At 72.6% G+C, this 23,609-nt stretch carries 18 protein-coding genes; 6 read left to right on the top strand and 12 right to left on the bottom strand.

Translation table 11 applies throughout. The annotated features are described in order from the left end of the window. Positions 1-567: 567 nt before the first annotated feature. Entirely contained in the window at positions 568-1,044 is a 477-nt protein-coding gene (locus ACIQOW_RS26365) for a hypothetical protein (protein ID WP_401088882.1), read from the top strand. Between the two features lie 109 nt (positions 1,045-1,153). Here ACIQOW_RS26365 and ACIQOW_RS26360 read toward each other — a convergent pair whose 3' ends face one another. Continuing rightward, positions 1,154-2,665 carry a BTAD domain-containing putative transcriptional regulator gene (locus ACIQOW_RS26360; protein ID WP_401088880.1) on the bottom strand — a complete coding sequence of 504 codons (1,512 nt, stop codon included), beginning with the start codon at positions 2,663-2,665 and terminating at the stop codon, positions 1,154-1,156. 128 nt (positions 2,666-2,793) lie between these two features. On the opposite strand from ACIQOW_RS26360, the gene ACIQOW_RS26355 reads away from it, so the two are divergent. The 3 genes from ACIQOW_RS26355 (at position 2,794) to ACIQOW_RS26345 (ending at position 7,731) form a co-directional block, all read left to right on the top strand. After that, complete coding sequence (locus ACIQOW_RS26355; RefSeq protein WP_401088878.1) at positions 2,794-5,721, top strand: AfsR/SARP family transcriptional regulator; 2,928 nt, start codon at positions 2,794-2,796, stop codon at positions 5,719-5,721. Between the two features lie 146 nt (positions 5,722-5,867). Continuing rightward, positions 5,868-6,752 carry a CAP domain-containing protein gene (locus tag ACIQOW_RS26350; RefSeq protein WP_401088876.1) on the top strand — a complete coding sequence of 295 codons (885 nt, stop codon included), beginning with the start codon at positions 5,868-5,870 and terminating at the stop codon, positions 6,750-6,752. Positions 6,753-7,029: 277 nt separating this feature from the next. Continuing rightward, positions 7,030-7,731, top strand: a complete 702-nt coding sequence (locus tag ACIQOW_RS26345) for a hypothetical protein (RefSeq protein ID WP_401088874.1) — start codon at positions 7,030-7,032, stop codon at positions 7,729-7,731. 70 nt (positions 7,732-7,801) lie between these two features. On the opposite strand, the gene ACIQOW_RS26340 is transcribed toward ACIQOW_RS26345, so the two are convergent. Then, positions 7,802-8,452, bottom strand: coding sequence for a TetR/AcrR family transcriptional regulator (locus tag ACIQOW_RS26340; RefSeq protein WP_401088872.1), 651 nt, complete (start codon positions 8,450-8,452; stop codon positions 7,802-7,804). A 349-nt stretch (positions 8,453-8,801) separates the two neighbouring features. Between ACIQOW_RS26340 and ACIQOW_RS26335 the strand changes: the two genes are divergently transcribed. Beyond that, on the top strand, positions 8,802-9,272 hold the full coding sequence (locus ACIQOW_RS26335; RefSeq protein ID WP_401088871.1) for a DUF6542 domain-containing protein: 471 nt from the start codon (positions 8,802-8,804) through the stop codon (positions 9,270-9,272). Then, a complete protein-coding gene (locus ACIQOW_RS26330) occupies positions 9,265-10,902 on the top strand; it encodes an LCP family protein (protein ID WP_401088869.1) in 1,638 nt (545 codons plus the stop codon). Before ACIQOW_RS26335 ends, ACIQOW_RS26330 begins: the two co-directional genes overlap by 8 nt. A 99-nt stretch (positions 10,903-11,001) precedes the next feature. Here ACIQOW_RS26330 and ACIQOW_RS26325 read toward each other — a convergent pair whose 3' ends face one another. From ACIQOW_RS26325 to nuoI, 10 genes are all read right to left on the bottom strand, one after another. Continuing rightward, positions 11,002-12,066: a 2-oxoacid:ferredoxin oxidoreductase subunit beta gene (locus ACIQOW_RS26325; RefSeq protein ID WP_188297710.1), complete on the bottom strand. Its 1,065-nt coding sequence runs from the start codon at positions 12,064-12,066 to the stop codon at positions 11,002-11,004. Then, the gene (locus ACIQOW_RS26320) at positions 12,063-14,060 is read right to left on the bottom strand and encodes a 2-oxoacid:acceptor oxidoreductase subunit alpha (protein WP_401088867.1); all 1,998 of its coding nucleotides are present in this window, start codon (positions 14,058-14,060) and stop codon (positions 12,063-12,065) included. The genes ACIQOW_RS26325 and ACIQOW_RS26320 overlap by 4 nt, the downstream gene beginning before the upstream one ends. A 351-nt stretch (positions 14,061-14,411) precedes the next feature. Beyond that, positions 14,412-15,074: a response regulator gene (locus ACIQOW_RS26315; RefSeq protein WP_401088866.1), complete on the bottom strand. Its 663-nt coding sequence runs from the start codon at positions 15,072-15,074 to the stop codon at positions 14,412-14,414. A gap of 122 nt (positions 15,075-15,196) precedes the next feature. Further along, positions 15,197-16,207 carry a polyprenyl synthetase family protein gene (locus tag ACIQOW_RS26310; RefSeq protein ID WP_401088863.1) on the bottom strand — a complete coding sequence of 337 codons (1,011 nt, stop codon included), beginning with the start codon at positions 16,205-16,207 and terminating at the stop codon, positions 15,197-15,199. Between the two features lie 311 nt (positions 16,208-16,518). Further along, positions 16,519-18,156 (bottom strand): NADH-quinone oxidoreductase subunit NuoN, encoded by a 1,638-nt coding sequence (nuoN, locus tag ACIQOW_RS26305; RefSeq protein WP_401088861.1) that lies wholly within the window; start codon positions 18,154-18,156, stop codon positions 16,519-16,521. Beyond that, positions 18,153-19,796 carry an NADH-quinone oxidoreductase subunit M gene (locus ACIQOW_RS26300; RefSeq protein WP_401088859.1) on the bottom strand — a complete coding sequence of 548 codons (1,644 nt, stop codon included), beginning with the start codon at positions 19,794-19,796 and terminating at the stop codon, positions 18,153-18,155. Before ACIQOW_RS26300 ends, nuoN begins: the two co-directional genes overlap by 4 nt. A gap of 34 nt (positions 19,797-19,830) precedes the next feature. After that, positions 19,831-21,744 (bottom strand): NADH-quinone oxidoreductase subunit L, encoded by a 1,914-nt coding sequence (gene nuoL, locus ACIQOW_RS26295; protein WP_401088857.1) that lies wholly within the window; start codon positions 21,742-21,744, stop codon positions 19,831-19,833. A 14-nt stretch (positions 21,745-21,758) separates the two neighbouring features. Next, a complete protein-coding gene (nuoK, locus tag ACIQOW_RS26290; protein ID WP_035798594.1) occupies positions 21,759-22,058 on the bottom strand; it encodes an NADH-quinone oxidoreductase subunit NuoK in 300 nt (99 codons plus the stop codon). After that, a complete protein-coding gene (locus tag ACIQOW_RS26285; RefSeq protein ID WP_401088906.1) occupies positions 22,055-22,999 on the bottom strand; it encodes an NADH-quinone oxidoreductase subunit J in 945 nt (314 codons plus the stop codon). Before ACIQOW_RS26285 ends, nuoK begins: the two co-directional genes overlap by 4 nt. Then, positions 22,999-23,607, bottom strand: coding sequence for an NADH-quinone oxidoreductase subunit NuoI (gene nuoI / locus ACIQOW_RS26280; RefSeq protein ID WP_188297703.1), 609 nt, complete (start codon positions 23,605-23,607; stop codon positions 22,999-23,001). The genes ACIQOW_RS26285 and nuoI overlap by 1 nt, the downstream gene beginning before the upstream one ends. Between the last annotated feature and the right edge of the window lie 2 nt (positions 23,608-23,609).

The following is a 23,609-nucleotide window of genomic DNA, read 5'->3' as shown; positions in this document are numbered from 1 at the left end:
AAGGAACGGACGCTTCCTTCGGACTGCCTTCCAGCAGGCCCTCCGGGCTTCGTTCTTTCGTGTTTCAAGCTTATCAGATGTTTTCCGCTCCGTTTCCGGGGCTTCGTTCATCCAACTCGCCGGTGTCTTCGGGGCTTTGACGCCCTGTCCGACGTTTCAAACTCTAGCCGATCCCCGCTCCGAAAAGCGAATCCGACCGCAACCCAATAAAACGTGCACGCCGAATGCGCACCAGGCCGCGACGCGAAAACGACGAAGCGACCCGGCCCGAACCGGGAGGTGGTGTTTCAGAGGATTGGCCGCCCCGGGACCGTCCGCGCAAACGCGTGTCCGGTGCTCCCTGTCAGGCGACTAGAGGACACTACTCCTCCTCCGCTCCCAAGCCAAATGGCCCCGGGCCGCCGTCGCCCCGGCCATCGGCGGCCGGCCCGGCACCCTCACCCCGGACGCCCGTAAACGGCGGCGTTCATCGTTTGTCTACCGCCTTCTCCCAGGATCGTGCCCAACGGCGCCCCGAGGACCTCGCGGGTGCAAACGGGACGAGAGAACCACGAGGTACACGGGGACATGAAGGCAACGAAGGCACTCCGACGCACGGCCGTCGTGGCAGCGACCGCCGCACTGGCACTGACCGGGACGCTGATGGGGGCGGGCAGCGCGCAGGCCGCGTACGACCCGAACACCCACACCATCTGGGACGACGAGCCGCTCTACCAGGGCTGGCACGTCGACTCCTCGACCACCCGCCTGATCATGCAGACCGACGGCAACCTGGTCGTCTACCAGATGGGCAAGCCGGTCTGGGCCAGCAACACCAACAACTGCGGTTACAAGGCCGTCATGCAGAGCGACGGCAACCTGGTCGTCTACTCCGCCAACGGCGGCGTCTGCTGGAACCTCGGGACGTACGGCCACCCGCACGCCAAGCTGATGGTCAACGACAACGGCACCGTCGCCGTCTACTGGGGCGGTGACCGGGTGCCCCACTCCAACGACCCCCAGGCCGTGATCCTGGCCTCCGACCTGTACGCCCCGCGGCCGTAGGCCCCGTCGGAGACCCGCGCCGGGGCACAGGAGAACCAGAGCACAGGAGAACCGGGGTACAGGAGCACCGGGGCAACGAAGCCGGGCCGCCCACACGGCGGCCCGGTCGTCAGCCCCGCTCCGCGAGCCACCTGACCAGCTCGGCCACCGACCACTGTGGCCGCGCTGCCAGCCGTTCCGCCGCCGTCCGCAGCAGCGCCGGCAGGTGGCCGCAGAGCGCGGCCACCTCGGCCACCGCCTCCGGCTCCTGCCGGATCCGATCCGTGCCGACGATCCGGGCCAGCAGTTCGCGGGCGTCCTGCGGCTCCAGTGGTCCCACCACCAGCCGTACGGCGTCGCCGGGCAGGGTGCCGGGCTCCGCGCCCGCCACCACCGCGGCGCAGCCGGGCACCGACGGCAGCAGCGGCCCCGGTTCGGCCACCCCGTCGAGCAGCACCAGGACCCGCCGCCCGGCGAGCGCGGCGCGGTAGCGCGCGGACAACTCGTCGAGGCCGGCCGAGGCGTCCGCCCGCTCCCCCAGCGCCCGCAGGAAACCTGCCAGCACCGCGCCGGGGCCGCCGCCACTCGCGTACAGCTGACCGTCCGGAAAGGCGTCCTGGACGGCGTGCGCCACGTGCACCGCCAGCGCCGACGCCCCGCTGCCCGCCGGCCCGGACAACCCCAGCACCGGCGTCCCCTTTACAGGCGTCCCCTCCGCAGGCCCCTCTACGACCAGCCCCTCTTCCACAGGCGTCCCGGTGACAGCCGCCCCCGGCACCGGCGCCCCGTTCGCCCGCAGCACCCGCTGCGCCTCCCGCAGCTGCGCCGCCCGCCCGACCAGGTCCGGGATGTCCGGCGGCAGCTGGCACGGCCTCGGCAGCCGCCGCAGCAGCACCGGTGCCTCCCCGCACCTGATCTGCCCGGCCAGCTCGACCAGCGCCGGGGCTGGTTCCAACCCGAGCTCCCCGTCCAGCCGCTCGCGCAGCGCCTCGTACACCGCCAGCGCCTCCGCCGGCCGCCCGCAGCGGTGCAGGGCCAGCAGGTGCAGCCGGTGCACCTCCTCGTCCTGGGGGTGCGCGGTCGCCAGAGCGGCCAGCGGCTCCAGCGCCTCGGCGTGCCGGCCGAGCGCCAGGTCCAGGCCCGACAGCGCCTTCACCGCCGCGAAGCGTCCTGCCGCCAGCCGCTCCCTGACCCGCTCGGCGAACGCCCCGGGCACGCCGTCCAGCGCCCGCTGCCCCTCCCAGGACCCCAGCGCCCGCGCCAGCGACTCGCGGGCCCGCGGCGGATCCTGGTGACGCAGTGCGACGGCCTCTTCCACCGCGGCCTCGTAGGTGAAGAGATCCACCGCCGCCCGCGGCGCCTCCAGCCGGTAGCCGCCCGCCGCCCCGACCAGCAGCCCGGGCGTGCCCAGGGCACGGCGCAGGCGGTGTACGTGGGTGCCGATCTGCCCCACCGGATCCTTCGGCCAGCGGCTGTCGTCCGCGCCCCACAGGTCTTCGACCAGCCGGTCCGTGGGCACCAACTGCCCCGGCGGGATCAGCAGGGCCGCGAGCACGGCCCGCTGCTGCGGTCGCCCGAGGTCGAGCTCCCGGCCGTCGCACCGGGCCCGCAGCGGCCCAAGCAGGCTGAAAACGAGCCCCACAGCCCACCCCTCGAAAACTCTGTCCATGCACAATCAGTGACAGAGCATAGGCCGCCGGGACACAGGGGCGCCGCTATCCGGACGGAAGTGGCGGGATCCCGGCGCAGAACGACTTTCGGGGACGGGACATGGGTGACATGGGGGAATCCGGGCTGCGGTTCGGACTGCTGGGACCGCTGCGGGCCTGGCACGGGGAGAGGGAGCTCGATCTGGGCCGGCCACAGCAGCGGGCCGTGCTCGCGGCCCTGCTGACCGCCGCCGGGCGGACGGTGGCGGTCCCGGTGCTGGTCGAGGGGGTGTGGGGCGGGGCCGCGCCGGCCGATCCGCGCAAGGCCGTCCAGCTCGCCGTCTCCCGGCTGCGCGCCGTGTTCCGGCCGTACGCCGGGGACGACCCGCAGCGGATGCCGCTGGTCCGGGTCGGCGACGGCTACGCGCTCAGACTCCCGGCGGCCGAGGTGGACACGGCCGTCTGGGAGGCGCTGCTGGCCGAGGCCGGACGGCTGCGCCGGGCGGACGCGCCGCCCCACCAGGTGCGGGAGGTACTGCGGCGCGCCCACCGGCTGTGGGTCGGCGAGGCACTGGCCGGACTGCCCGGTTCGCACGCCGAAGCCGTCCGCTCCCGCCTCACCGAGCAGCGGATCTCGGCCAAAGAGACGGAACTCGAACTGGACGCCGAACTCGGCGACCGCACCGGCCTCACCGCCGCGGCCGCCTCCCTCGCCCTGGAGCATCCCGGCCGGCCCCGGCTCACCGCCGTCCTGATGCGCGCCCTCTACCAGGCGGGGCGCAAGGCCGAGGCGCTCGCCGTCTACGAGGACGCCCGCGCCTCGCTCCCGCCGGGCGAGGAGGGCCCGGCCGCCGTCCAGCTGCGCATCCTGCGCGACGACGCCGCCCTGCTGCCCGCGAACGCCACCACGGGCCAGGCCGAGCCGGCCGCCGACCCCGCAGGCTGGCAGGCGCCCGACCAACTCCCCTCCGGCCTGCCCGACTTCACCGGCCGCGCCGAGGAGGCCGAGCTCCTCGCCGACCGCCTCGCCGACGCCGGCGGACGGGCCGTCGTGGTCTCCGCCCTGGACGGCATGGGCGGCGTCGGCAAGACCACCCTCGCCGTGCACGTGGCCCGGCGGGTACGCGACCGCTTTCCCGACGGACAGCTCTTCGCCGACCTGCGCGGCGCCGACCGCACCCCGCCCGACCCGGGCACGGTGCTCGCCGGCTTCCTGCGGGACCTCGGCGTCGCCCCGGGCGAGATCCCGCCGGACACCGGCGAGCGCAGCGCGCTCTACCGCTCGGCCCTGGCCGGGCGGCGCGTCCTGGTCGTGCTCGACAACGCGGCCGGCCCCGGCCACGTCGAACCGCTGCTGCCCGGCTCACCCGGCTGCGCCGTCCTGGTCACCAGCCGCCACCGGCTGACCGGCCTCGCCGGGGCCCACCAGCTGCGGCTGGACACCCTGCCGCCCGGGCAGGCCCTGGACCTGCTCACCCGCATCGTCGGCGCCGAACGCGTCGCCGCCGAACCCGGGGCCGCCGAGGAGGTCGTCCTGGCCTGCGGACTGCTGCCGCTCGCCGTCCGCATCGTCGCCTCCCGGCTCGCCGCCGACCCCGCGCTCACCCTCGCCGCCCTCGCCGACGGGCTGCGCCACGAACACCGGCTGGCCGAACTCAGCGACGGCGAAAGGACCGTGGAGGCCAGCTTCGCGCTCTCCTACCACCGCCTCGACACCGAACTCGCCCGCGCCTTCCGGCTGCTCTCCCTGCCCGACACCCCCGACGTCCCGCTGCCCTGCGCCGCCGCCCTGCTCGACCGCACCGAGGCCGAGACCGGCGACCTGCTCGAAAGCCTCGTCGACCTCAACCTCCTGCACTCCCCCCGGTTCGGCCGGTACGGCTTCCACGACCTCGTCCGCGCCTACGCCCGCGCCCGGCTCGCCGCCGAGGACGGCGCCGCCGAACGCACCGCGGCCACCGACCGGCTGCTCGACTTCTGCCTCGCCACCGCCCGCAACGCCGACCTCGCCGCCCGCAAGGCCGACCAGGCCGAACTCAGCCTGCTCGACGCGCCCGTGCGCCACCCCGGCCGACCGATCGCCGACGGCACCGAGGCGGTCCGCTGGATGCGCGACCAGGCCGAGGTGCACGCCGCCGCCATCGCCCTGAGCTGCGCCGAACCGGCCCTGCCCCTCGACCGCGCCGCCGAACTCGCCGACCGGATGGGCTCGGTGCTCGCCGAACGCGCCCACACCACCGTCATCGCCGACCTCGCCGAACGCCTCGCCGGTGAAGCCGGAACACGCGGCGAGCACGGCCCGCTCGCCCTCGCCCGGTACCTGCGCGGCTCCATGCTCTGGCACGTCAACCGCTACGCCGAGTCGGAGCGGGAGATCCGCCGGGCCGTCGACCTCTGCACCTCGCCGGCCGGCGAACGGGTGCTCGCCAAGGCCCTGCTCACCCTCGGCGGCAACGCCCGCATCCACGGCCGCTACGCCGAGGCCGCCGAACACGCGGGCCGGGCCGCCGAGTTGTTCCGCCACCTCGGCGCCGGGCGCTCCGAGGGCAGCGCGCTCGGCGAGTTCGCGTTCAGCTGCGCCCAGACCGGCCGGCTCGACGAGGCCAGGGAGGCCGCCGAACGCGGCGCCCACCTGATGAGCGCCTCGGGACCGGTCTCCGCCGCGACCGGCCGCTACTACCTCGCCCGGGTGCTGCGGCTGTGCGGCGACCCGGAGGCCGCGCTCGCCCACGCCGCCGGCGCCCGCGAGGAGTTCACCGCCCTCCAGGTCACCGTCTTCGCCGCCGCGTCCGGGGACCTCGCCGCCCGCATCCACGCCGAGGCCGGCCGCTGGCTGCTCGCCGTCGACGCCGCCGAAGCCGTCCTCCCGCTCGCCCGCCGCACCAGCGCCGCCCTGGAGGCGGCCCTGCTGCGCACCCTCGGCACCGCGCTCACCGGCCTCGGCCGCCCGAGCCAGGCCAGGGCCTGCCTGACGGACGCCCTGGAGGTGTACGAGCGGCTCGGGCTCGCGGAGGACTCGGCGCAGGTGAGGGAGCTGCTGGCGCGGTAGCGGCGCGTTGACCGCGCGGCATCAACGACCGTACGGACTACGCGCGTTGACCACACGTCTACCCGGGTGCGGCAACGTCTCTCCCCTCAGGCTCCGGGCCGCAGCCGCTGCGGCCCGGAGCGACATCACAGACGAGAGGCGCAACCATGCCCACGCTCGTGCGGAACGGCCAGGTGTGGACCCTCAGGTCGGCGAACGGAACGGTCGCCGACCTGAGCCCCGGCCGCCCCGACCGAGGCACCCCGATCCGGTCCCGGGAACCCAACGGCACCTCCACCCAGGGCTGGGTCTTCTGGGCCATGGAGGACAACTGGGTGCTGGAGACCCAGCTGACCCGGGGGATGTACGCCCCCGGCCAGGCCATGGTCATGCGCCACGACCGCGGCACCGGCCGGACCTCGCTGTCCGACCTGGACGGACAGCCCGACCAGCGTTGGTGCCTGGAGGTCGTCGGCGGCGACTGGCTGCGCATCCGGACGATGCGCACCGACGCGGGCAGCCTCTTCCTCACCGCGTCCCTCCCCGGCTCCCCGCTCACGCTGGCCAGGCGGGACCACACCGACCCGGCGCAGCGCTGGCGGCTCGTCCCGGCCGACCGGACCGGCGCGGGCCGGCAGCAGTCCGCGGTACGGCCATGGCCCGCCGGCGGTGACGTCCACCTCGACATGCTGACCGCCGTCAACGCCGAACGCGCCCGCTCCGGCTCGCGACCGGTCCGCCTGGGCGACCGGTTGAGCGCCGCCGCCCAGCGCCACGCCGACGACCTGGCCGCGCACGACCTCACCCAGCAGGACGGCACCGACGGCAGCACCCCATGGCGCCGGGTGCGCTCCGCCGGCTTCGCCTTCCGCTTCTCCGCCGAGAACGTCGCCCCGGCCGACGACGTGCCGGAGGCCATGGGGATGTGGATGAACGGTCCGCGGCAGCGCGAGATCGTCCTCGACCCGCGCTTCAACCACATCGGCGTCGGCTGCGCGCCCCGCCGACGCGGAACCCGGGGCCGCTACGTCCAGACCTTCGGCCAGGTCTGACCCGCGCTCCCGGCGACCCGCCGGACCCGGTTCCCCCGCCGGCGCCGGGCCCGGTCCTGCCGCCGGCACCGGGTCCCCGCCGGTCCGTGCGGGGGTGCCACCCCTCGGACTGGCGGCTGATCACGACTCGATCTCCCTTGTCACGGCCGCGCGGGGAATTCGTCACGACCCTGTCAGGGCGGCACCGTCACCATGGCTCCGGACGTTCGCGCTGCGCTATGAACGTCCCTCAGGAGGATCGCCGGCACCGGGGGTCCGCAAGTACGGGGGACCTCACGTGAAGCCCATCCGCAGCAGTCGCCGCGCCCTGGCCCTGGCCTCGATGGCCGCGGTCGGCGCGCTCACCCTGACCGCCTGCAACGACGACGCCGGGGCGGCCGACACCCCGACGACCCCGTCGGCGACCACCGCGCCCGCCGGCCAGACCGCCGCCCCGAGCACCGCGGCCATCACCCCGGCGGCCACCACCCCGGCCGCCCCGAGCGGCGGCGCTTCCGGCACGGGCGCCGCACCCGCGCCGGCCGGCAGCGCCCCGGCGGCCGGGACCACGCTGAAGCTCGGCGAGGCCGCCACCATCCCGTTCAGCTCGGGCAGCACCAAGGGCACCATCGCGCTCGCGGTCACCTCGATCGAGAAGGGCGACCCGGCCGACCTCGCCGACCTCAAGCTCGGCGACAAGGCCAAGGGCCTGGTGCCGTACTACATCCACTACAAGATCACCAACGCCGGCGGCACCGACCTGTCCTACACCAGCGTCAGCCACATGAAGGGCCTGCTGGCGGACGGCACCGAGGCGCAGGAGCTGACGGTCATCGGCTCCTTCGCCAAGTGCAAGAGCGCGTCGCTGCCCAAGGGGTTCACCAACGGCCAGTCGTCCACCTCCTGCGCGGTGGCGATGTCCCCGGAGGCCTCCAAGATCGCGGGCGCCGAGTACTGGGGCGAGCCGTACACCCTCGGCAAGGGCCTCAACTGGAAGTGATCCGCACGGCCGGGGTGGGGGGCGCGCTGCCCCCACCCCGGCGTCCGGCCCCTGTGTCCAGTCCCTCTTCTCAGTCCCGTGCCGCCGACGGCGACGCGCCGTGGAGCCGCAGGAACGCGTCCACGCCGGCCGCCGCGATCCGCCGGACCTCCTCGTCCGCCACCGGGAGCGCGCCCCAGAAGGAGCGCTCGGCGATGCCGTGGAAGGTCAGCAGCGTGAACTGTTCGGCAGCCGGCGCGGCGTCCTCGACCACGAGCAGCCCGCGCCCGGCGAGCGCCTCGAAGCGGGCCGCGAGCCCTCGCTGGGAGGCCACAGGACCGGCCTCCAGCCAGGCCTCCAGGACGTCCGCCGGAATGTTGGCCACCTCGGCCCGGATCGCCCGGCCGAGCGCACCGTGTTCCCCCGCGGACAGCACCGCGTGGGCCCGCTCGACGGCGAAGTCGGTCAGGTCCTGGCGCAGGTCCACCACCCGGTCGAGGTACTTCGCCATCAACTCGTCGATCCGCTCGGTCAGTTCCGCCGAGTTCCGCAGGGCCACCGACAGGAAGAGGGTCTCCTTGTCGGCGAAGTGGTTGTAGACCGTCCGCTTGGACACCCCGGCCTCTGCCGCGATCGCGTCCATGCTGGCCCGGACGTACCCCTCGCGCCCGAACACCACCGTCGCGGCCTGCGTGATCGCCTTGCGCTTCTCCGGACGCCCCGCTCCACTCGCCGTCGCCACGACCCTCTCCTCCTCCGCCGGCCCATCGGCCGGCCCTCGCGGAAACTACCCGGTGCAGTTTATCCGGGCCGCGGCGAACCCGGGGTTGCCGTCGAACGGGCGTGCTCTATGCTGCGTACGACTTCTACACGGCTGTAGAAGTCACACGGGAGCGCCCACCCCGATCCCGGACAGCCGGACCCTCCAGGGAACCGGCCGACCGGCACCGGCGTCCGGAACTGGCAGCGCCACGAACAGACTTCCGGACCACCCGGACGACCCGGGCGTCCGAACGCATCGGACGTACGGGGACGGTGAGCGGCGCACGCGCCACCGTGGCGCACGGAGCACGGAACACCGGGGTGAGGGCGTGACGGGGCAGCGAGGACGGTCGGCCGACCGGGTGGCACGGCGGCGCGCGGCGCGCGGACCCGCCCTCCCCGCCGGCCACGGACGCCCCCTGCCCGGCGGGCCCGCGCTGCCGGCCGCCCTCGCCCTCGGGCTGCCGCTCGCCGGAGCCGCCGCCGGCGAACTCTCCGGCTCCGGCACCGGCGGCCCGGTCTTCGCACTGGCCGCGGTGCTCGGCACCGGCCTGGCGGTGGCGCTGAGCGGCCGCAACGGCTGGTGGTGGGTGCTCGCCACCTCGCCGCTGGTCGTCCTGGGCGCGACGGCCGCCGTCGAACTGACCGCCCACCGCGACCGCTACCAGGGCAAGGGCCTGGCCACCGGCGCCGCGAAATGGGTGGTGCACGGCTTTCCCGTGATGGCCGGAGCCGCCGCCGCGGCCGTCACCGTGATCGCGGTCCGGCTGGTCCGGGCGCGGAGGAGGCAGCATGGCTGAGCACCGGACCGACGACCGGACCGGAGATGCCGCCCCGCCGCCGGCACGCCGCCGGCCCTCCTCGCTGCTGATCGCGAGCCGGGTGCTGGCCTGCACCGTCGGTCTGGCGGTGTTCGCCGCCAGCGGGGTGGTCTGGTACGAGTACAAGCAGCTCACCGACGGGATGACCACCTCCGACGCGATCGCCCAGACCAAGAAGGACGCTCCCAAGCACCTGGACAACTCGGTCAACCTGCTGCTGATCGGCCTGGACAGCCGCAAGAACATGGACGGCACCGACCTCCCGCCCGAGTTCGTCCAGGACGAGCTGCACGCCGGCCACAGCTCCGACATCGGCGGCTACAACACCAACTCCCTGATCCTGCTGCACATCCCGGCCAACGGCGGCAAGGTGCAGGCCGTCTCGATACCCCGCGACGACTACGTCATGACCTACAGCGGCGACGGCAAGCAGGCCGGCATGCGCAAGATCAAGGAGGCGTACGGCGAGGCCAAGGACAAGGCCACGCCGGCCCTCCAGGCCAAGGGACTCAAGGGCGCCGACCTGGAGAAGGCCGGACGCGACGCCGGGCGCGCGGCCACCATCCAGACCGTGCAGAAGTTCCTCGACCAGCCCGTCGACCACATCGCCGAGGTCAACCTGATGGGCTTCTACGACATCGCCAAGGCCCTCCAGCCGATCGAAGTCTGCCTCACCCACGACACCAAGGACCCGGCCATGGAGGGCCAGGGCTCCGGTGCCGACTTCCACAAGGGCATCAACAAGCTCAACGCCTCCCAGGCGCTCTCCTTCGTCCGCCAGCGCCACAACCTCGACGGCGGCGACGGCAACGACAGCGACTTCGCCCGCACCCACCGCCAGCAGGCCTTCATCTCCTCGGTCGTGCACAACCTGAAGCAGAAGGGCGTCCTCGGCGACCTCGGCAAGATGCAGGAACTGATGGGCGTGGTGCAGAAGGACCTCGTCATCGACAACGAGTGGAACGTCCTGGACTTCGCCCAGCAGGCCCCCAACCTCACCGGCGGCAACGCGGAGTTCCGCACCCTCCCGGTCGCCGACCTCAGGAAGGTCAACGGCCAGGACGTCAACATCGTCAGCCCGCCGCAGGTCCAGAAGATCGTCAAGCAGCTCTTCGGCTACGCCGACACCAGCCCGGCACCGGCGCCGACCGACGAGGGCGCCACCCCGACCGCCGCGCCCGCCCAGCCGGTCGCGACCACGCCCCCGGCAGCCGCCAAGGCCGTCACCGTGGACGTCTTCAACGCCTCCTCGGCCCCCGGCGTCACCTCCGGCGCCGAGTCCAAGGCCCTGGCCGCCATGGGATTCAAGGAGGGCCGCACCGGCCCTGCGGGCACCAAGCCGAAGACCACCACCGTCACCTACGGCAAGGGCGCCAAGGAGGCGGCCGACCGGATCGCCGCCCGCTACGGCGTGACCGCCACCGAATCCGCCTCCACCGCCGCCGACCACGTCACCGTCACCCTCGGCACCGCCTTCACCGGCGTCGCCGCCGACAAGTCCGCCGCCCCCGGCCCCACCGGCACCCCGGCCGATCCGGGCACCAACGTGCCCCAGCAGGGCCCCATGGTCGACGCGGAGTCCGACGGCGGCATCCCCTGCGTCTTCTGACGCGCCACTCCCCGCGGGGCCCCGCTCAGGACCACTCGAACCACGACGGCGCCCCCTGTCCCGGCCGGGACAGGGGGCGCGGCTCGCTCCGCCGGAAGGTCAGTCGACCGTCCAGGTGTCGCCGCCGACGAGCAGCCCGGCCAGGTCGCCGGGGCCGCTCCGGTCGACGGCGGTGGCCAGCTGGTCCGCCATCAGCTCGTCGTACACCGGCCGTTGGACGCTGCGCAGCACACCGATCGGGGTGTGGTGCAGGGTGTCCGCGTCGGCGATCCTGGAGAGCGCGAAGGCGGTGGCGGGGCCGGCCGCGTGCGCGTCGTGGACCAGGACGTCGGCCTCGTTGGCCGCCGTGACCGGGGCGGTGGTCAACTCGCCGCCGGGGCCGCGGAAGACGCCGTTCGCCAGGTCGGTGCCGAACCGGATCGGCTGCCCGTGTTCGAGCCGGATCAGTGCCTCGTCCCGGCTGCCGGGCTCCTTCAGCACCTCGAAGGCGCCGTCGTTGAAGATGTTGCAGTTCTGGTAGATCTCCACCAGCGCCGTGCCCCGGTGCTCGGCGGCCGCCCGCAGCACCGACTGGAGGTGCCGGCGGTCGGAGTCGATGGTGCGCGCGACGAAGGTGGCCTCGGCGCCGATCGCCAGCGACAGCGGGTTGAACGGCGCGTCCAGCGAGCCCATCGGGGTGGACTTGGTGATCTTGCCGACCTCGCTGGTGGGCGAGTACTGGCCCTTGGTGAGGCCGTAGATCCGATTGTTGAACAGCAGGATCTTCAGATTGACGTTCCGCCGCAGGGCGTGGATCAGGTGGTTGCCGCCGATCGACAGCGCGTCGCCGTCACCGGTCACCACCCAGACGCTCAGGTCCTGGCGCGCGGTGGCCAGGCCGGTCGCGATCGCCGGCGCCCGGCCGTGGATCGAGTGCACCCCGTAGGTGTTCATGTAGTACGGGAAGCGCGAGGAGCAGCCGATGCCGGAGACGAACACCGTGTTCTCGCGCCGGATGCCCAGCTCCGGCATGAAGGACTGCACCGCCGCCAGGATCGCGTAGTCCCCGCAGCCCGGGCACCAGCGCACCTCCTGGTCGGTCTTGAAGTCCCGGGCGCTCTGCGGGCCTTCGGCCTTGGGCACCAGCCGCAGGGACGGGAAGGCGTGCTCGCTTCGCTCGCTCATCGGTGGTCCTCCTCGTCCAGGGTGCCGATCGCGGCCGACAGCACGTCCGCCAACTGGGCCGCCTTGAAGGGCAGTCCGCGCACCTGGTTGTAGGACTCGGCGTCCACCAGGTACTTCGCCCGCAGCAGCAGGGCCAGCTGCCCCAGGTTCATCTCGGGCACGATGACCTTCTCGTAACTGCGCAGCACCGACCCCAGGTTAGCCGGGAACGGGTTGAGGTTGCGCAGGTGCGCCTGGGCGACCTCGCCGCCGTCCGCGCGCACCCGGCGCACCGCGGCGGTGATGGGCCCGTACGTCGAGCCCCAGCCGAGCACCAGCACCCGGGCGTCGCCGGTCGGGTCGTCCACCTCGACCGGCTTCACGGTGATGCCGTCGATCTTGGCCTGCCGGGTGCGGACCATGAAGTCGTGGTTGGCCGGGTCGTAGGAGATGTTGCCCGTGCCGTCCTGCTTCTCGATGCCGCCGATCCGGTGCTCCAGACCGGGCGTGCCGGGCACCGCCCAGGGCCTGGCCAGCGTCCGCGGATCGCGCAGGTACGGCCAGAAGGCGCCGTCCTCGCGGTTCGGCCCGGTGGCGAACCGCGGGTCGATCTCCGGCAGTTCGTCGACCGCGGGGATCCGCCAGGGCTCCGAGCCGTTGGCCAGGTAGCCGTCCGAGAGCAGGAAGACCGGGGTGCGGTAGGTGACCGCGATCCTGGCCGCCTCCAGCGCCGCGTCGAAGCACTCCGCGGGCGTGGCCGGGGCGACGATCGGCACCGGGGCCTCTCCGTTGCGGCCGAACATCGCCTGGAGCAGGTCGGCCTGCTCGGTCTTGGTCGGCAGTCCGGTGGACGGGCCGCCGCGCTGGATGTCCACGACCAGCAGCGGCAGTTCGAGCGAGACCGCCAGGCCGATCGTCTCGCTCTTGAGCGCCACGCCGGGGCCGGAGGTGGTGGTCACGCCGAGCGCCCCGCCGAAGGCCGCGCCGAGCGCCGCGCCGATGCCGGCGATCTCGTCCTCGGCCTGGAAGGTGCGGATCCCGAAGTTCTTGTGCCTGCTCAGCTCGTGCAGGATGTCCGAGGCCGGGGTGATCGGGTACGAGCCCAGGTACAGCGGCAGCCCGGAGCGCTGCCCGGCGGCGATCAGCCCGTAGGACAGCGCGAGGTTGCCGGAGATGTTGCGGTAGCGCCCGGCCGGGAGCCTGGCCGGCGGCACCTCGTAGGAGACCGCGAAGGACTCCGTGGTCTCGCCGAAGTTCCAGCCCGCCCGGAAGGCGCTGATGTTGGCCTCGGCGATCTCCGGCTTCTTCGCGAACTTGGTGCGCAGGAACGACTCCGTTCCGTGCGTGGGCCGGTGGTACATCCAGGACAGCAGGCCCAGGGCGAACATGTTCTTCGCCCGCTCGGCGTCCTTGCGGGCCAGGCCGCTGTCCTTGAGCGCCTCCAGGGTCAGCGTGGTCAGCGGCACCTTGTGCAGGTGGAAGCCGTCCAGCGAACCGTCGGTCAGCGGGTCCGCCGGGTAGTCGACCTTGGCCAGCGCGCGCTTGGTGAACTCGTCGGTGTTGACGATGATCTCGGCGCCGCGCGGCAGGTCGGGCAGGTTCGCCTTCAGCGCGGCCGGGTTCATCGCGACCAGCACGTTCGGGGCGTCGCCCGGGGTCAGGATGTCGTGGTCGGCGAAGTGCAGCTGGAAGGACGAGACGCCGGGCAGGGTGCCGGCGGGGGCCCGGATCTCGGCCGGGAAGTTCGGCAGCGTGGAGAGGTCGTTGCCGAAGGACGCCGTCTCCGAGGTGAACCGGTCACCGGTGAGCTGCATGCCGTCACCGGAGTCCCCGGCGAAGCGGATGATCACCCGATCGAGTCTGCGGATGGGCTTGCCAGGCTTCACCGGTGGGTCGCCCGGTGCGGGAGGGCCGGCGGGTACGGCCGGGCCGGGCCGTGCGTCGCCGCTCCCGGAACGGGCCTCGTCGCCGTCCGGGCCGTCCACTGCCTCTGACTGATCGACCTGACTGGTCACTGCCGCGGACCTCCTCGTGGGCACACCACCGCGGGCGCGGCCCCGTGCCCCGTCCGCCTGGTGCACCTCTCGCATCCTATGCGGGCCGACACGACTGCGGCCGGAACCACGGCAGTGAATTCACCGGCCCGCGGCTGCACCGCACATGAGCGTCAACGCCCTCCTGTGGGAGATCATTCCGGCTCCGGTGGGCGGGCGCGAGCACGTGGCCGAGATTGCGCCCCCGGTCCGCGCCCCGCGCGCCGGGGCGCGGATTCGGGAGTCGGGGCGCGGACCTCGGGAGTCGCGACGGGGGCCCCGAAAAGGCGGTCGCGGCGTCAGGGGTTTCCCGGGGTCCGCGCGAGGAATTTCTCAGGAGTTGAGGTAGGTGAGCACGGCCAGCACCCGGCGGTGGTCCTCCGAGCTCTGGGCGAGCCCGAGCTTGAGGAAGATGTTGCTGACGTGCTTCTCCACCGCGCCGTCGGAGACCACCAGCTGCCTGGCCACCGCGGCGTTGGTGCGGCCCTCCGCCATCAGTCCGAGCACCTCGCGCTCGCGCGGCGTGAGATTGGCCAGAACGTCGCCCTTGCGGCTGCGGCTGAGGAGCTGCTGCACCACCTCGGGGTCCAGCGCGGTGCCGCCCTCGGCGACCCGGACCACCGCGTCGGCGAACTCGCGCACCTCGGCGACCCGGTCCTTCAGCAGGTAGCCGACGCCCCGGGTGGACCCGGCCAGCAGCTCCGAGGCGTAGCGCTCCTCCACGAACTGCGACAGCACCAGCACGCCCAGCTGCGGGTAGCGGCCGCGCAGCTCGACGCAGGCGCGCAGGCCCTCGTCGGTGTGGGTCGGGGGCATCCGCACGTCGGAGACCACGACGTCCGGCAGCCGGTCCGCCGCGGCCAGGTCGTGGATGGTCTTCACCAGGGCCTCGCCGTCCCCGACTCCCGCGACGACCTCCAGGCCGCGGTCGGTGAGCAGCCGGGTCAGTCCCTCCCTCAGCAGTACGGAGTCCTCGGCTATGACGACGCGACGCATGGCGACCTTCCCGCAGGCGTGTGCTGACGGGAGCCAGTCTCCCCCATCCGGGGGCGTGGCGCGGGCCCGGGCCCGGACGTACCGGAACCGGGCCCGAAGGGGCGGGAACGACCCCGCCCGACTCACATGGTGCGGATCGCCACCGCGTCGCAGAGGCCCTCCAGGGCCGCCTTCGCCGGGCAGGCCGGCAGCGGGGCGAGCAGCGCCCTGGCCTCCTCGGCCCGGCGCAGGGTCTCGGCGCGGGCGCGCTCCAGCGCGGGGTGGGCGCGCAGCAGTCGCAGCGCCTCGGCGTGCGGGCCGTCGTCGGAGAGGTCCTGGTCGAGCAGTTCGCGCAGCCGGGTGTCGTCCGGGTCGGACGGGTCGGCGGGCATCTGCCGCAGCAGCAGGGTGGGCAGGGTCGGCACGCCCTCGCGCAGGTCGGTGCCGGGGGTCTTGCCGGACTCGTGGCCGTCGCTGGCGATGTCGAGCACGTCGTCGGCCAGCTGGAAGGCGATGCCGATCCGCTCGCCGAACTCGCCGAGGGTCTCCACCAGCTCGCGCTCGGCACCGGCCATCAGCGCTCCTATCCGGCAGGAGACGGCGATCAGCGAGCCGGTCTTGCCCTCCAGGACGTCCAGGTAGTGCAGCAGCGGGTCCATGTCCTGGCCGGGGCCGCGGGTCTCCAGGATCTGACCGGTGACCAGCCGCTCGAAGGCCTCGGCCTGCATCCGCACGGCCTCGGGGCCGAGGTCGGCGAGCACCTGGGAGGCACGGGAGAACAGGAAGTCGCCGGTGAGGATGGCGACCGAGTTGTCCCAGCGGGAGTTGGCGCTCGGTGCGCCGCGGCGCACCGGCGCCTCGTCCATGACGTCGTCGTGGTACAGCGTGGCCAGGTGGGTCAGCTCGACGACCACGGCCGCGGGCACCACGCCGGGCGCCCCCGGGTCGCCGAACTGGGCGGCCAGCAGCAGGAGCAGCGGGCGGAAGCGCTTGCCGCCGGCTTCGAGGAGGTGGCTGGCGGTGACGGTGATGAACGGGACGTCGCTCTTGACGGCCTCGCCGAGCGCCGCCTCCACCGCGTCCAGTCCGGCCTGGACGTCCCGGGTCAGGTCGCGGTCCTGCACGCTGAGCCCGAAGGGTTCCACGACGGTCACGAAGACCACTCCTCTGTCCCTGGTCGATCTAGCGGCCTGGTCCCTGAGTGCCGCCGCTGGCCATACAGGCAGGGTATCCGGTCGCGAGTGGATCACTGCACGGGCGTGCGGATCCTGTCATGATCGGGCTTGATGCCCTGGTCAGGGCAGCTGCGCGGGCCGGACGGCGGTGGGGGCGAATTCGGCTGGAAATAAAGGCGGGAGGGCGTCGGAACGCCTCCGGCCCCGGTTCCCGACAAAGAGCCGTCCGGGCCGCGCGGACGGGGCGCGGCCCGGACGGGGCCCTGGTCGGGAACGGCGGACGAACAAGGTCAGCGCACGAACAGCGAGGCCTTCGAGGCGAGGTCGAGGAAGTACTGCGGCAGCAGTCCGAGCCCCAGGGTGACCAGCACTCCCACCCCGATCGCGGTCGCCGTGAAGGCGCTCGGGATCGCCACCGTGGGACCGCCCGGCTGCGGGTCCGAGAAGAACATCAGCACGATGACCCGGATGTAGAAGAAGGCGGCCACCGCCGAACTCAGCACACCGACGACCACCAGCGGGGTCGCCCCACCGCTGGCCGCGGCCTGGAAGACCGCGAACTTCCCGGTGAAACCGGAGGTCAGCGGAATCCCGGCGAAGGCCAGCAGGAACAGCGCGAACACCGCCGCCAGCAGCGGCGAGCGCCGCCCGAGCCCGGCCCAGCTGGACAGGTGGGTCGCCTCGCCCTTGGAGTCGCGCACCAGGGTGACCACGGCGAACGCGCCGAGCGTCACGAAGGAGTACGCCAGCAGGTAGAACAGCACCGAGGAGATGCCCTGCTTGTTGACGGCGATCACGCCGGTCAGGATGAACCCGGCGTGCGCGATCGAGGAGTACGCCAGCAGGCGCTTGACGTCCTGCTGGGTCACCGCGAGCACCGCGCCCACCACCATGGTGAGGATCGCCACGCCCCACATCACCGGCCGCCAGTCCAGCCGCAGGGCGGGGAAGGCCACGTAGAACAGCCGCAGGAAGGCGCCGAAGGCCGCGACCTTGGTGGCCGCCGCCATGAAGCCGGTCACCGGGGTCGGCGCGCCCTGGTAGACGTCCGGAGTCCAGGAGTGGAAGGGCACCGCGGCGACCTTGAACAGCAGGCCGACCGCCAGCAGCGCCAGACCGGTCAGCACCAGCGCGTCGCTCTGGGTGGTGCTCAGCTGCGCGGGGGTGGTCATCGCCTTGCCGGAGATGACGTCCCCGATGTCGCCGAGCCGCACGCTGCCCGCGTAGCCGTACAGCAGCACGGTGCCGAACAGGAAGAACGCCGAGGCGAAGGCGCCGAGCAGGAAGTACTTGAGCGCCGCCTCCTGGGAGAGCAGCCGGCGGCGCCGGGCCAGCGCGCACAGCAGGTACAGCGGCAGCGAGAAGACCTCCAGCGCCACGAACATGGTCAGCAGGTCGTTGGCGGCGGGGAACAGCAGCATGCCGCCGACCGCGAACATGGTGAGCGGGAAGACCTCGGTGGTGGCGAAGCCGGCCCGGACCGCCGCCCGCTCCTGCTCGCCGCCGGGGGTGGCGGCGGCCTGGGCGGCGAAGGCGTCGGCGGGCAGGCCGCCCGCCTTGGGCTCCAGCCTCCGCTCGGCGTAGGTGAGAACCGCGACCACGGAGGCCAGCAGGATCACGCCCTGGAGGAACAGCGCGGGGCCGTCCATCGCGACCGCTTCCATGGCCAGCAGGTCGACCCGGGTGAAGCCGTCGCTCTGCACGGCCAGCACCACCACCGCCACGAAGGCGCCGGCCAGCCCGGTCAGGGCGAGCGTCACCTGGGTCCAGTGCCGGTACCGGCGGGGCACGAAGGCCTCCACCAGGATGCCGGCCACTGCGACGCCGAACACCACGAGCATCGGGGAGAGTCGGCCGTACTCGATGTGCGGCGCCGGGATGCTGGGGGTGTTGCCGCCGACGGCGGCGAGCACTGCGGTCGCGCTCACTTCTGCTCACCTCCTGAGGTGGCGGCGACCGGGTGGGCCGGCGCCGGGTCGGTCTCGTGCACCTGCGAGAGCGTCGCGTTCACCGAGGGATCGACCAGGTCGGTGAGCGGCTTGGGGTAGACGCCGAGCAGGATGGTCAGCGCCACCAGCGGGGCGACCACGGCGAGTTCGCGGGCCTTGAGGTCGGGAATCGAACGCACCCCCTCCTTCACCGGGCCGGTCATGGTGCGCTGGTACAGCAGCAGGGCGTACAGGGCGGCCAGCACGATGCCGGAGGTGGCCGCGATGCCGATCACCGGGTACCGGGTGAAGGTGCCCACCAGCACCAGGAACTCGCTGACGAACGGGGCGAGCCCGGGCAGCGACAGGGTGGCCAGGCTGCCGATCAGGAACGTCCCGGCGAGCACCGGGGCGACCTTCTGCACGCCGCCGTAGTCGGCGATCAGCCGCGAGCCGCGGCGGGAGATCAGGAAGCCGGCCACCAGCATCCACGCCGCCGTGGACAGCCCGTGGTTGACCATGTACAGGGTGGCACCGCTCTGGCCCTGGCTGGTCAGGGCGAAGACGCCCATGATGATGAAGCCGAAGTGCGAGATCGAGGCGTACGCCACCAGGCGCTTGATGTCCTTCTGGCCGATCGCCAGCAGCGCGCCGTAGACGATCCCGATCAGCGCCAGGACCAGGATCGCCGGGGCGAAGGTCTTCGAGGCGTCCGGGAACAGCCCGAGGCAGAAGCGCAGCATCGCGAAGGTGCCGACCTTGTCCACCACCGCGGTGATCAGCACGGCGGTGCCGGCGGTGGACTCCCCCATCGCGTTCGGCAGCCAGGTGTGCAGCGGCCACAGCGGGGCCTTCACCGCGAAGGCGAAGAAGAAGCCCAGGAACAGCGCCTTCTCGGCGGCGCCGGACAGTTGGAGCCGGCCGTCCGCGATCGCCGAGGTGAGGGTCGGCAGGTCGAAGGTGGCGAAGCCCTGCTCCTGCGCGATCACGTACAGGCCGATCACGGCGGCCAGCATCACCAGGCCGCCGAGCAGGTTGTAGAGGAGGAACTTCACGGCCGCGTAGGAGCGCTGGCGCGCCGACTCGGGGCCGCCGGCCCGGTCGCCGAAGCCGCCGATCAGGAAGTACATCGGGATCAGCATGGCTTCGAAGAACACGTAGAACACGAAGACGTCGGTGGCGTAGAAGGAGACGACCACCATCGCCTCCACCGCCAGGATCAGGGCGAAGAAGGCCTGGGTGCGGCGGCTGTTCTCGAAGGTGCCGTCCGGCCCGGCCTGGCTGGGCGCCCCTCCCCCGGCGGCGGGCGGGTCGGCGTCGTGCCAGGAGGCGAGGATCACCATCGGCACCAGCACCGCGGTGAGCAGGGCGAGCACCGCGCCGATGCCGTCCACGCCGAGCGAGAAGGTGATGCCGAAGGACCGGATCCAGCTGTACGACTCGTTCAGCTGGAAGCGGGCGCCGTGCGGGTCGAACCTGGCCGCCACCACGGCGGCCAGCACCAGGGTGACGCCCGAGGCGCCCAGCGCGACGACCTTGGTGGTCCTGCGCCGGCTCTCGGAGGACCCGGCGGGCAGGGCGGCGGTCAGCACCGCGCCGACCGCGGGGACGGCGCAGGTGGCGGTCAGAAGAGCACCCATGGCCTGACCTCCCAACGCATATCAGGACGAGTCATCAGACGGACCTCATCAGGAGAGTCATGGCGACCAGCACCAGCGTGCCGCCGAACATGGAGAGCGCGTACGAACGGACGAAGCCGGTCTGGACCCGCCGCAGCCGGCCGGACAGGCCGCCGATCGCGGCGGCCAGGCCGTTGACCACGCCGTCCAGGCCGCGGCTGTCGAAGAACACCAGCGTCGCGGTGAGCGCCGACCCCGGCCGCACCAGCACCGCGTGGTTGAAGTCGTCCTGGAGCAGGTCGCGGCGGGCGGCCCGGGTGAGCGGGGAGCCCACCGGCGGCACCACGGGGACCGGCGAGCGCCCGTACATCAGGTACGCCAGGCCGACGCCGGCCAGCATGCAGCCCGTGGTCAGCAGGGTGACGGTCAGCGGGGCGAGCGGGGAGTTGCCCTCCTCGTGCCCGGTGACCGGCTCCAGCCACTTCAGGAAGGAGTCGTTGAAGGCGAACAGCCCGCCCGCGAAGACCGAGCCGACGGCCAGCAGGACCATCGGGATCGTCATGGTCCTCGGCGACTCGTGCGGGTACGGGGTGTTGCCCTGGGCGTCGGACTGCCAGCGCTTCTCACCGAAGAAGGTCAGCACCATCACCCGGGTCATGTAGAACGCGGTGACCGCCGCGCCGACCAGCGCGCACATGCCCAGGATCCAGCCCTCGGTGCCGCCCTTGGCGAAGGCCGCCTCGATGATCTTGTCCTTGGAGAAGAAGCCGGACAGGCCGGGGAAGCCGATGATCGCCAGGTAGCCGAGGCCGAAGGTGACGAAGGTGACCGGCATGTACCTGCGCAGGCCGCCGTAGTGACGCATGTTCACTTCGTCGTTCATGCCGTGCATGACCGACCCGGCGCCGAGGAACAGCCCGGCCTTGAAGAAGCCGTGGGTCACCAGGTGCATGATCGCGAAGGCGTAGCCGATCGGGCCGAGCCCGGCCGCCAGCACCATGTAGCCGATCTGCGACATGGTCGAGCCGGCCAGCGCCTTCTTGATGTCGTCCTTGGCGCAACCGACGATCGCACCGAACAGCAGCGTGACCGCGCCGACCACCACCACGGCGGTCTGCGCGTCCGGCGCCAGGTCGAAGACCGCGGCGGAGCGGGTGATCAGGTAGACGCCCGCCGTCACCATGGTGGCCGCGTGGATCAGCGCCGACACCGGGGTCGGGCCCTCCATCGCGTCCCCGAGCCAGGACTGCAACGGCACCTGCGCCGACTTGCCGCAGGCCGCCAGCAGCAGCATCAGGCCGATCGCGGTCAGCTTGCCCTCGCTCGCCTGCGCCACCGCCCCGGCCGTGCCGTCCGAGCCGAGGACCGGCCCGAAGGCGAAGGAGCCGAACTCGGCGAACATCAGCATGATCGCGATGGACAGGCCCAGGTCGCCGACCCGGTTGACGAGGAAGGCCTTCTTCGCCGCCGTCGCCGCGCTCGGCTTGTGCTGCCAGAAGCCGATCAGGAGGTACGAGGCCAGGCCCACGCCCTCCCAGCCGAAGTACAGCAGCAGGTAGTTGTCCGCGACCACCAGCAGCAGCATGGCGGCCAGGAACAGGTTCAGGTACGCGAAGAACCGGCGCCGGCGCTCGTCGTGCGCCATGTAGCCGACCGAGTAGAGGTGGATCAGCGTGCCGACGCCGGTGATCAGCAGGACGAAGGTCATCGACAGCTGGTCGAGCCGGAACGCGACGTCGGCCTGGAAGCCGTTCACCGGGATCCAGCTGAACAGGCGCGTGGTGACCGCCCGGTGCTCGGCCTCGCGGCCGAGCATGCCGGAGAACAGGACCAGGCCGAAGCCGAACGAGAGCGCCGCGAGGGCGGTGGCCAGCCAGTGGCCGAACCGGTCCAGCGCCCGGCCGCCGAGCAGCAGCAGGGCGGCGCCGGCCAGTGGAGCCGCCACCAGCAGCGGAATGAGAGAGTTCACCGAGGGCCCTCCGCCTACAGCTTCATCAGGTTGCTGTCGTCGACCGAAGCGGAGTGCCTGGTCCGGAAGATGGAGACGATGATGGCGAGGCCGACCACGACCTCGGCCGCCGCGACCACCATCGTGAAGAACGCGATGATCTGGCCGTCCAGGTTCCCGTGCAGCCGGGAGAAGGTCACCAGGGCGAGGTTCGAGGCGTTCAGCATCAGCTCCACGCACATGAACAGCACGATCGCGTTGCGCCGGATCAGCACCCCGGACGCACCGATGGTGAACAACAGGGCCGCCAGGTAGAGGTAGTTGACCGGGTTCACTCCGCGCCCTCCTCGGCGGCCGGGTGGTTCACGTTGTTCGCCGGCACCGGCTCACCGTTCGCCGGAACGGGTCCGCCGTCCGCCGGCACGGGCACCGGCTCCAGCGACTTGCGCGGGACGGCCACCGCCGGACGCTCCGAGGACGGACGGCCCAGCCAGTCCGCCGTGGAGTTCTCCAGCTCCGCCATCCGTTGCAGCATCGCCTGGCTGACGTCCCTGACCTGGCCGCGCTCGCGCAGCGTCGCCATCACCGAGTCCTCGGCGACGGTGCCGTCCGGCAGCAGCGCCGGGACGTCCACCGCGTTGTGCCGCGCGTACACACCCGGCGCCGGCATCGGCGGCACCTGGATGTTGTCCCTGACCCGCTGATCCGCCAGCTCGCGCTGCGTCTTCGGCGCCTTCACGTGCTCCCGGTGGGTCAGCACCATCGCGCCGATCGCCGCGGTGATCAGCAGCGCGCCGGTGACCTCGAAGGCCCAGACGTACCGGGTGAAGATCAGCCGGGCCAGGCCGGGCACGTTGCCCTCGGCGTTCGCCTCGGCCAGCCCGGTGAAGTGGTTCAGCTTCGCGTTGGCGATCCCGGCGATCAGCAGCACGCCGAAGCCCAGCCCGCACACCGCCGCGGCGAACCGCTGGCCCTTCAGCTGCTCCTTCAGGGAGTCCTCGCTGGTGACACCGACCAGCATCACCACGAACAGGAACAGCATCATGATCGCGCCGGTGTAGACCACGATCTGCACCACGCCCAGGAACACCGCGCCCTGGGCCATGTAGCAGAGCGCCAGCGCCAGCATGGTGGCCGCCAGGCAGAGCGCGCTGTGCACGGCCTTGCGCATCAGCACCATGCCGAGCGCACCGCCCACCGCGATCACCGCGAGCACCCAGAACTGGACGGCCTCACCCGTGGAGGTCGTCCCGGTCGCTTCCGCCAGCCGCGCGATCACTGCTGCACCTCCCGGTCCCGGTCGGTGCGCTCCTGCCGGACCGTCCCCGGCGCCGCCGCGGTGATCTCGCCCCGGTAGTACGCGCCCTCGTCGGTGCCGGGGAAGATCGCGTGCGGGGTGTCGACCATGCCCTCGGACAGCCCCACCAGCAGCTGCTCCTTGGTGAAGATCAGGTCCTGCCGGGAGGAGTCGGCCAGCTCGTACTCGTTGGTCATGGTCAGCGCCCTGGTCGGGCAGGCCTCGATGCACAGCCCGCACAGGATGCAGCGGGCGTAGTTGATCTGGTAGACCGCGCCGTAGCGCTCGCCCGGGGAGTAGCGCTCCTCGTCCCGGTTGTCGGCGCCCTCCACGTAGATCGCGTCGGCCGGGCAGGCCCACGCGCACAGCTCGCAGCCGACGCACTTCTCCAGGCCGTCCGGGTGCCGGTTCAGCTGGTGGCGGCCGTGGAAGCGTGGAGCGGTGGGCTTCTTCTGCTCCGGGTACTGCTCGGTGAGCCGCTTCTTGAACATGGCCTTGAAGGTCACGCCGAAGCCGGCGGCCGGGCCGAGGATCGACGGACGGTCGGCCCGCTCGGGTCGGTCCGTACGATCGGACTGGTCGGACATCT

This window comes from Kitasatospora sp. NPDC091335 (assembly GCF_044757205.1).
Lineage (GTDB): Bacteria > Actinomycetota > Actinomycetes > Streptomycetales > Streptomycetaceae > Kitasatospora.
The sequence above is the reverse complement of the archived record's forward strand: the minus strand, read 5'-3'. Positions and strand labels throughout refer to the sequence as shown.

What these genes read in the sequence shown, in the direction of transcription:
- ACIQOW_RS26365 (WP_401088882.1), top strand. Translation starts at nt 568, where the DNA reads ATGAAGGCAACGAAGGCACTCCGACGCACGGCCGTCGTGGCAGCGACC.
- ACIQOW_RS26355 (WP_401088878.1), top strand. Translation starts at nt 2,794, where the DNA reads ATGGGTGACATGGGGGAATCCGGGCTGCGGTTCGGACTGCTGGGACCG.
- ACIQOW_RS26350 (WP_401088876.1), top strand. Translation starts at nt 5,868, where the DNA reads ATGCCCACGCTCGTGCGGAACGGCCAGGTGTGGACCCTCAGGTCGGCG.
- ACIQOW_RS26330 (WP_401088869.1), top strand. Translation starts at nt 9,265, where the DNA reads ATGGCTGAGCACCGGACCGACGACCGGACCGGAGATGCCGCCCCGCCG.
- ACIQOW_RS26325 (WP_188297710.1), bottom strand. Translation starts at nt 12,066, where the DNA reads ATGAGCGAGCGAAGCGAGCACGCCTTCCCGTCCCTGCGGCTGGTGCCC.
- ACIQOW_RS26315 (WP_401088866.1), bottom strand. Translation starts at nt 15,074, where the DNA reads ATGCGTCGCGTCGTCATAGCCGAGGACTCCGTACTGCTGAGGGAGGGA.
- ACIQOW_RS26300 (WP_401088859.1), bottom strand. Translation starts at nt 19,796, where the DNA reads ATGGGTGCTCTTCTGACCGCCACCTGCGCCGTCCCCGCGGTCGGCGCG.
- nuoI (WP_188297703.1), bottom strand. Translation starts at nt 23,607, where the DNA reads ATGTCCGACCAGTCCGATCGTACGGACCGACCCGAGCGGGCCGACCGT.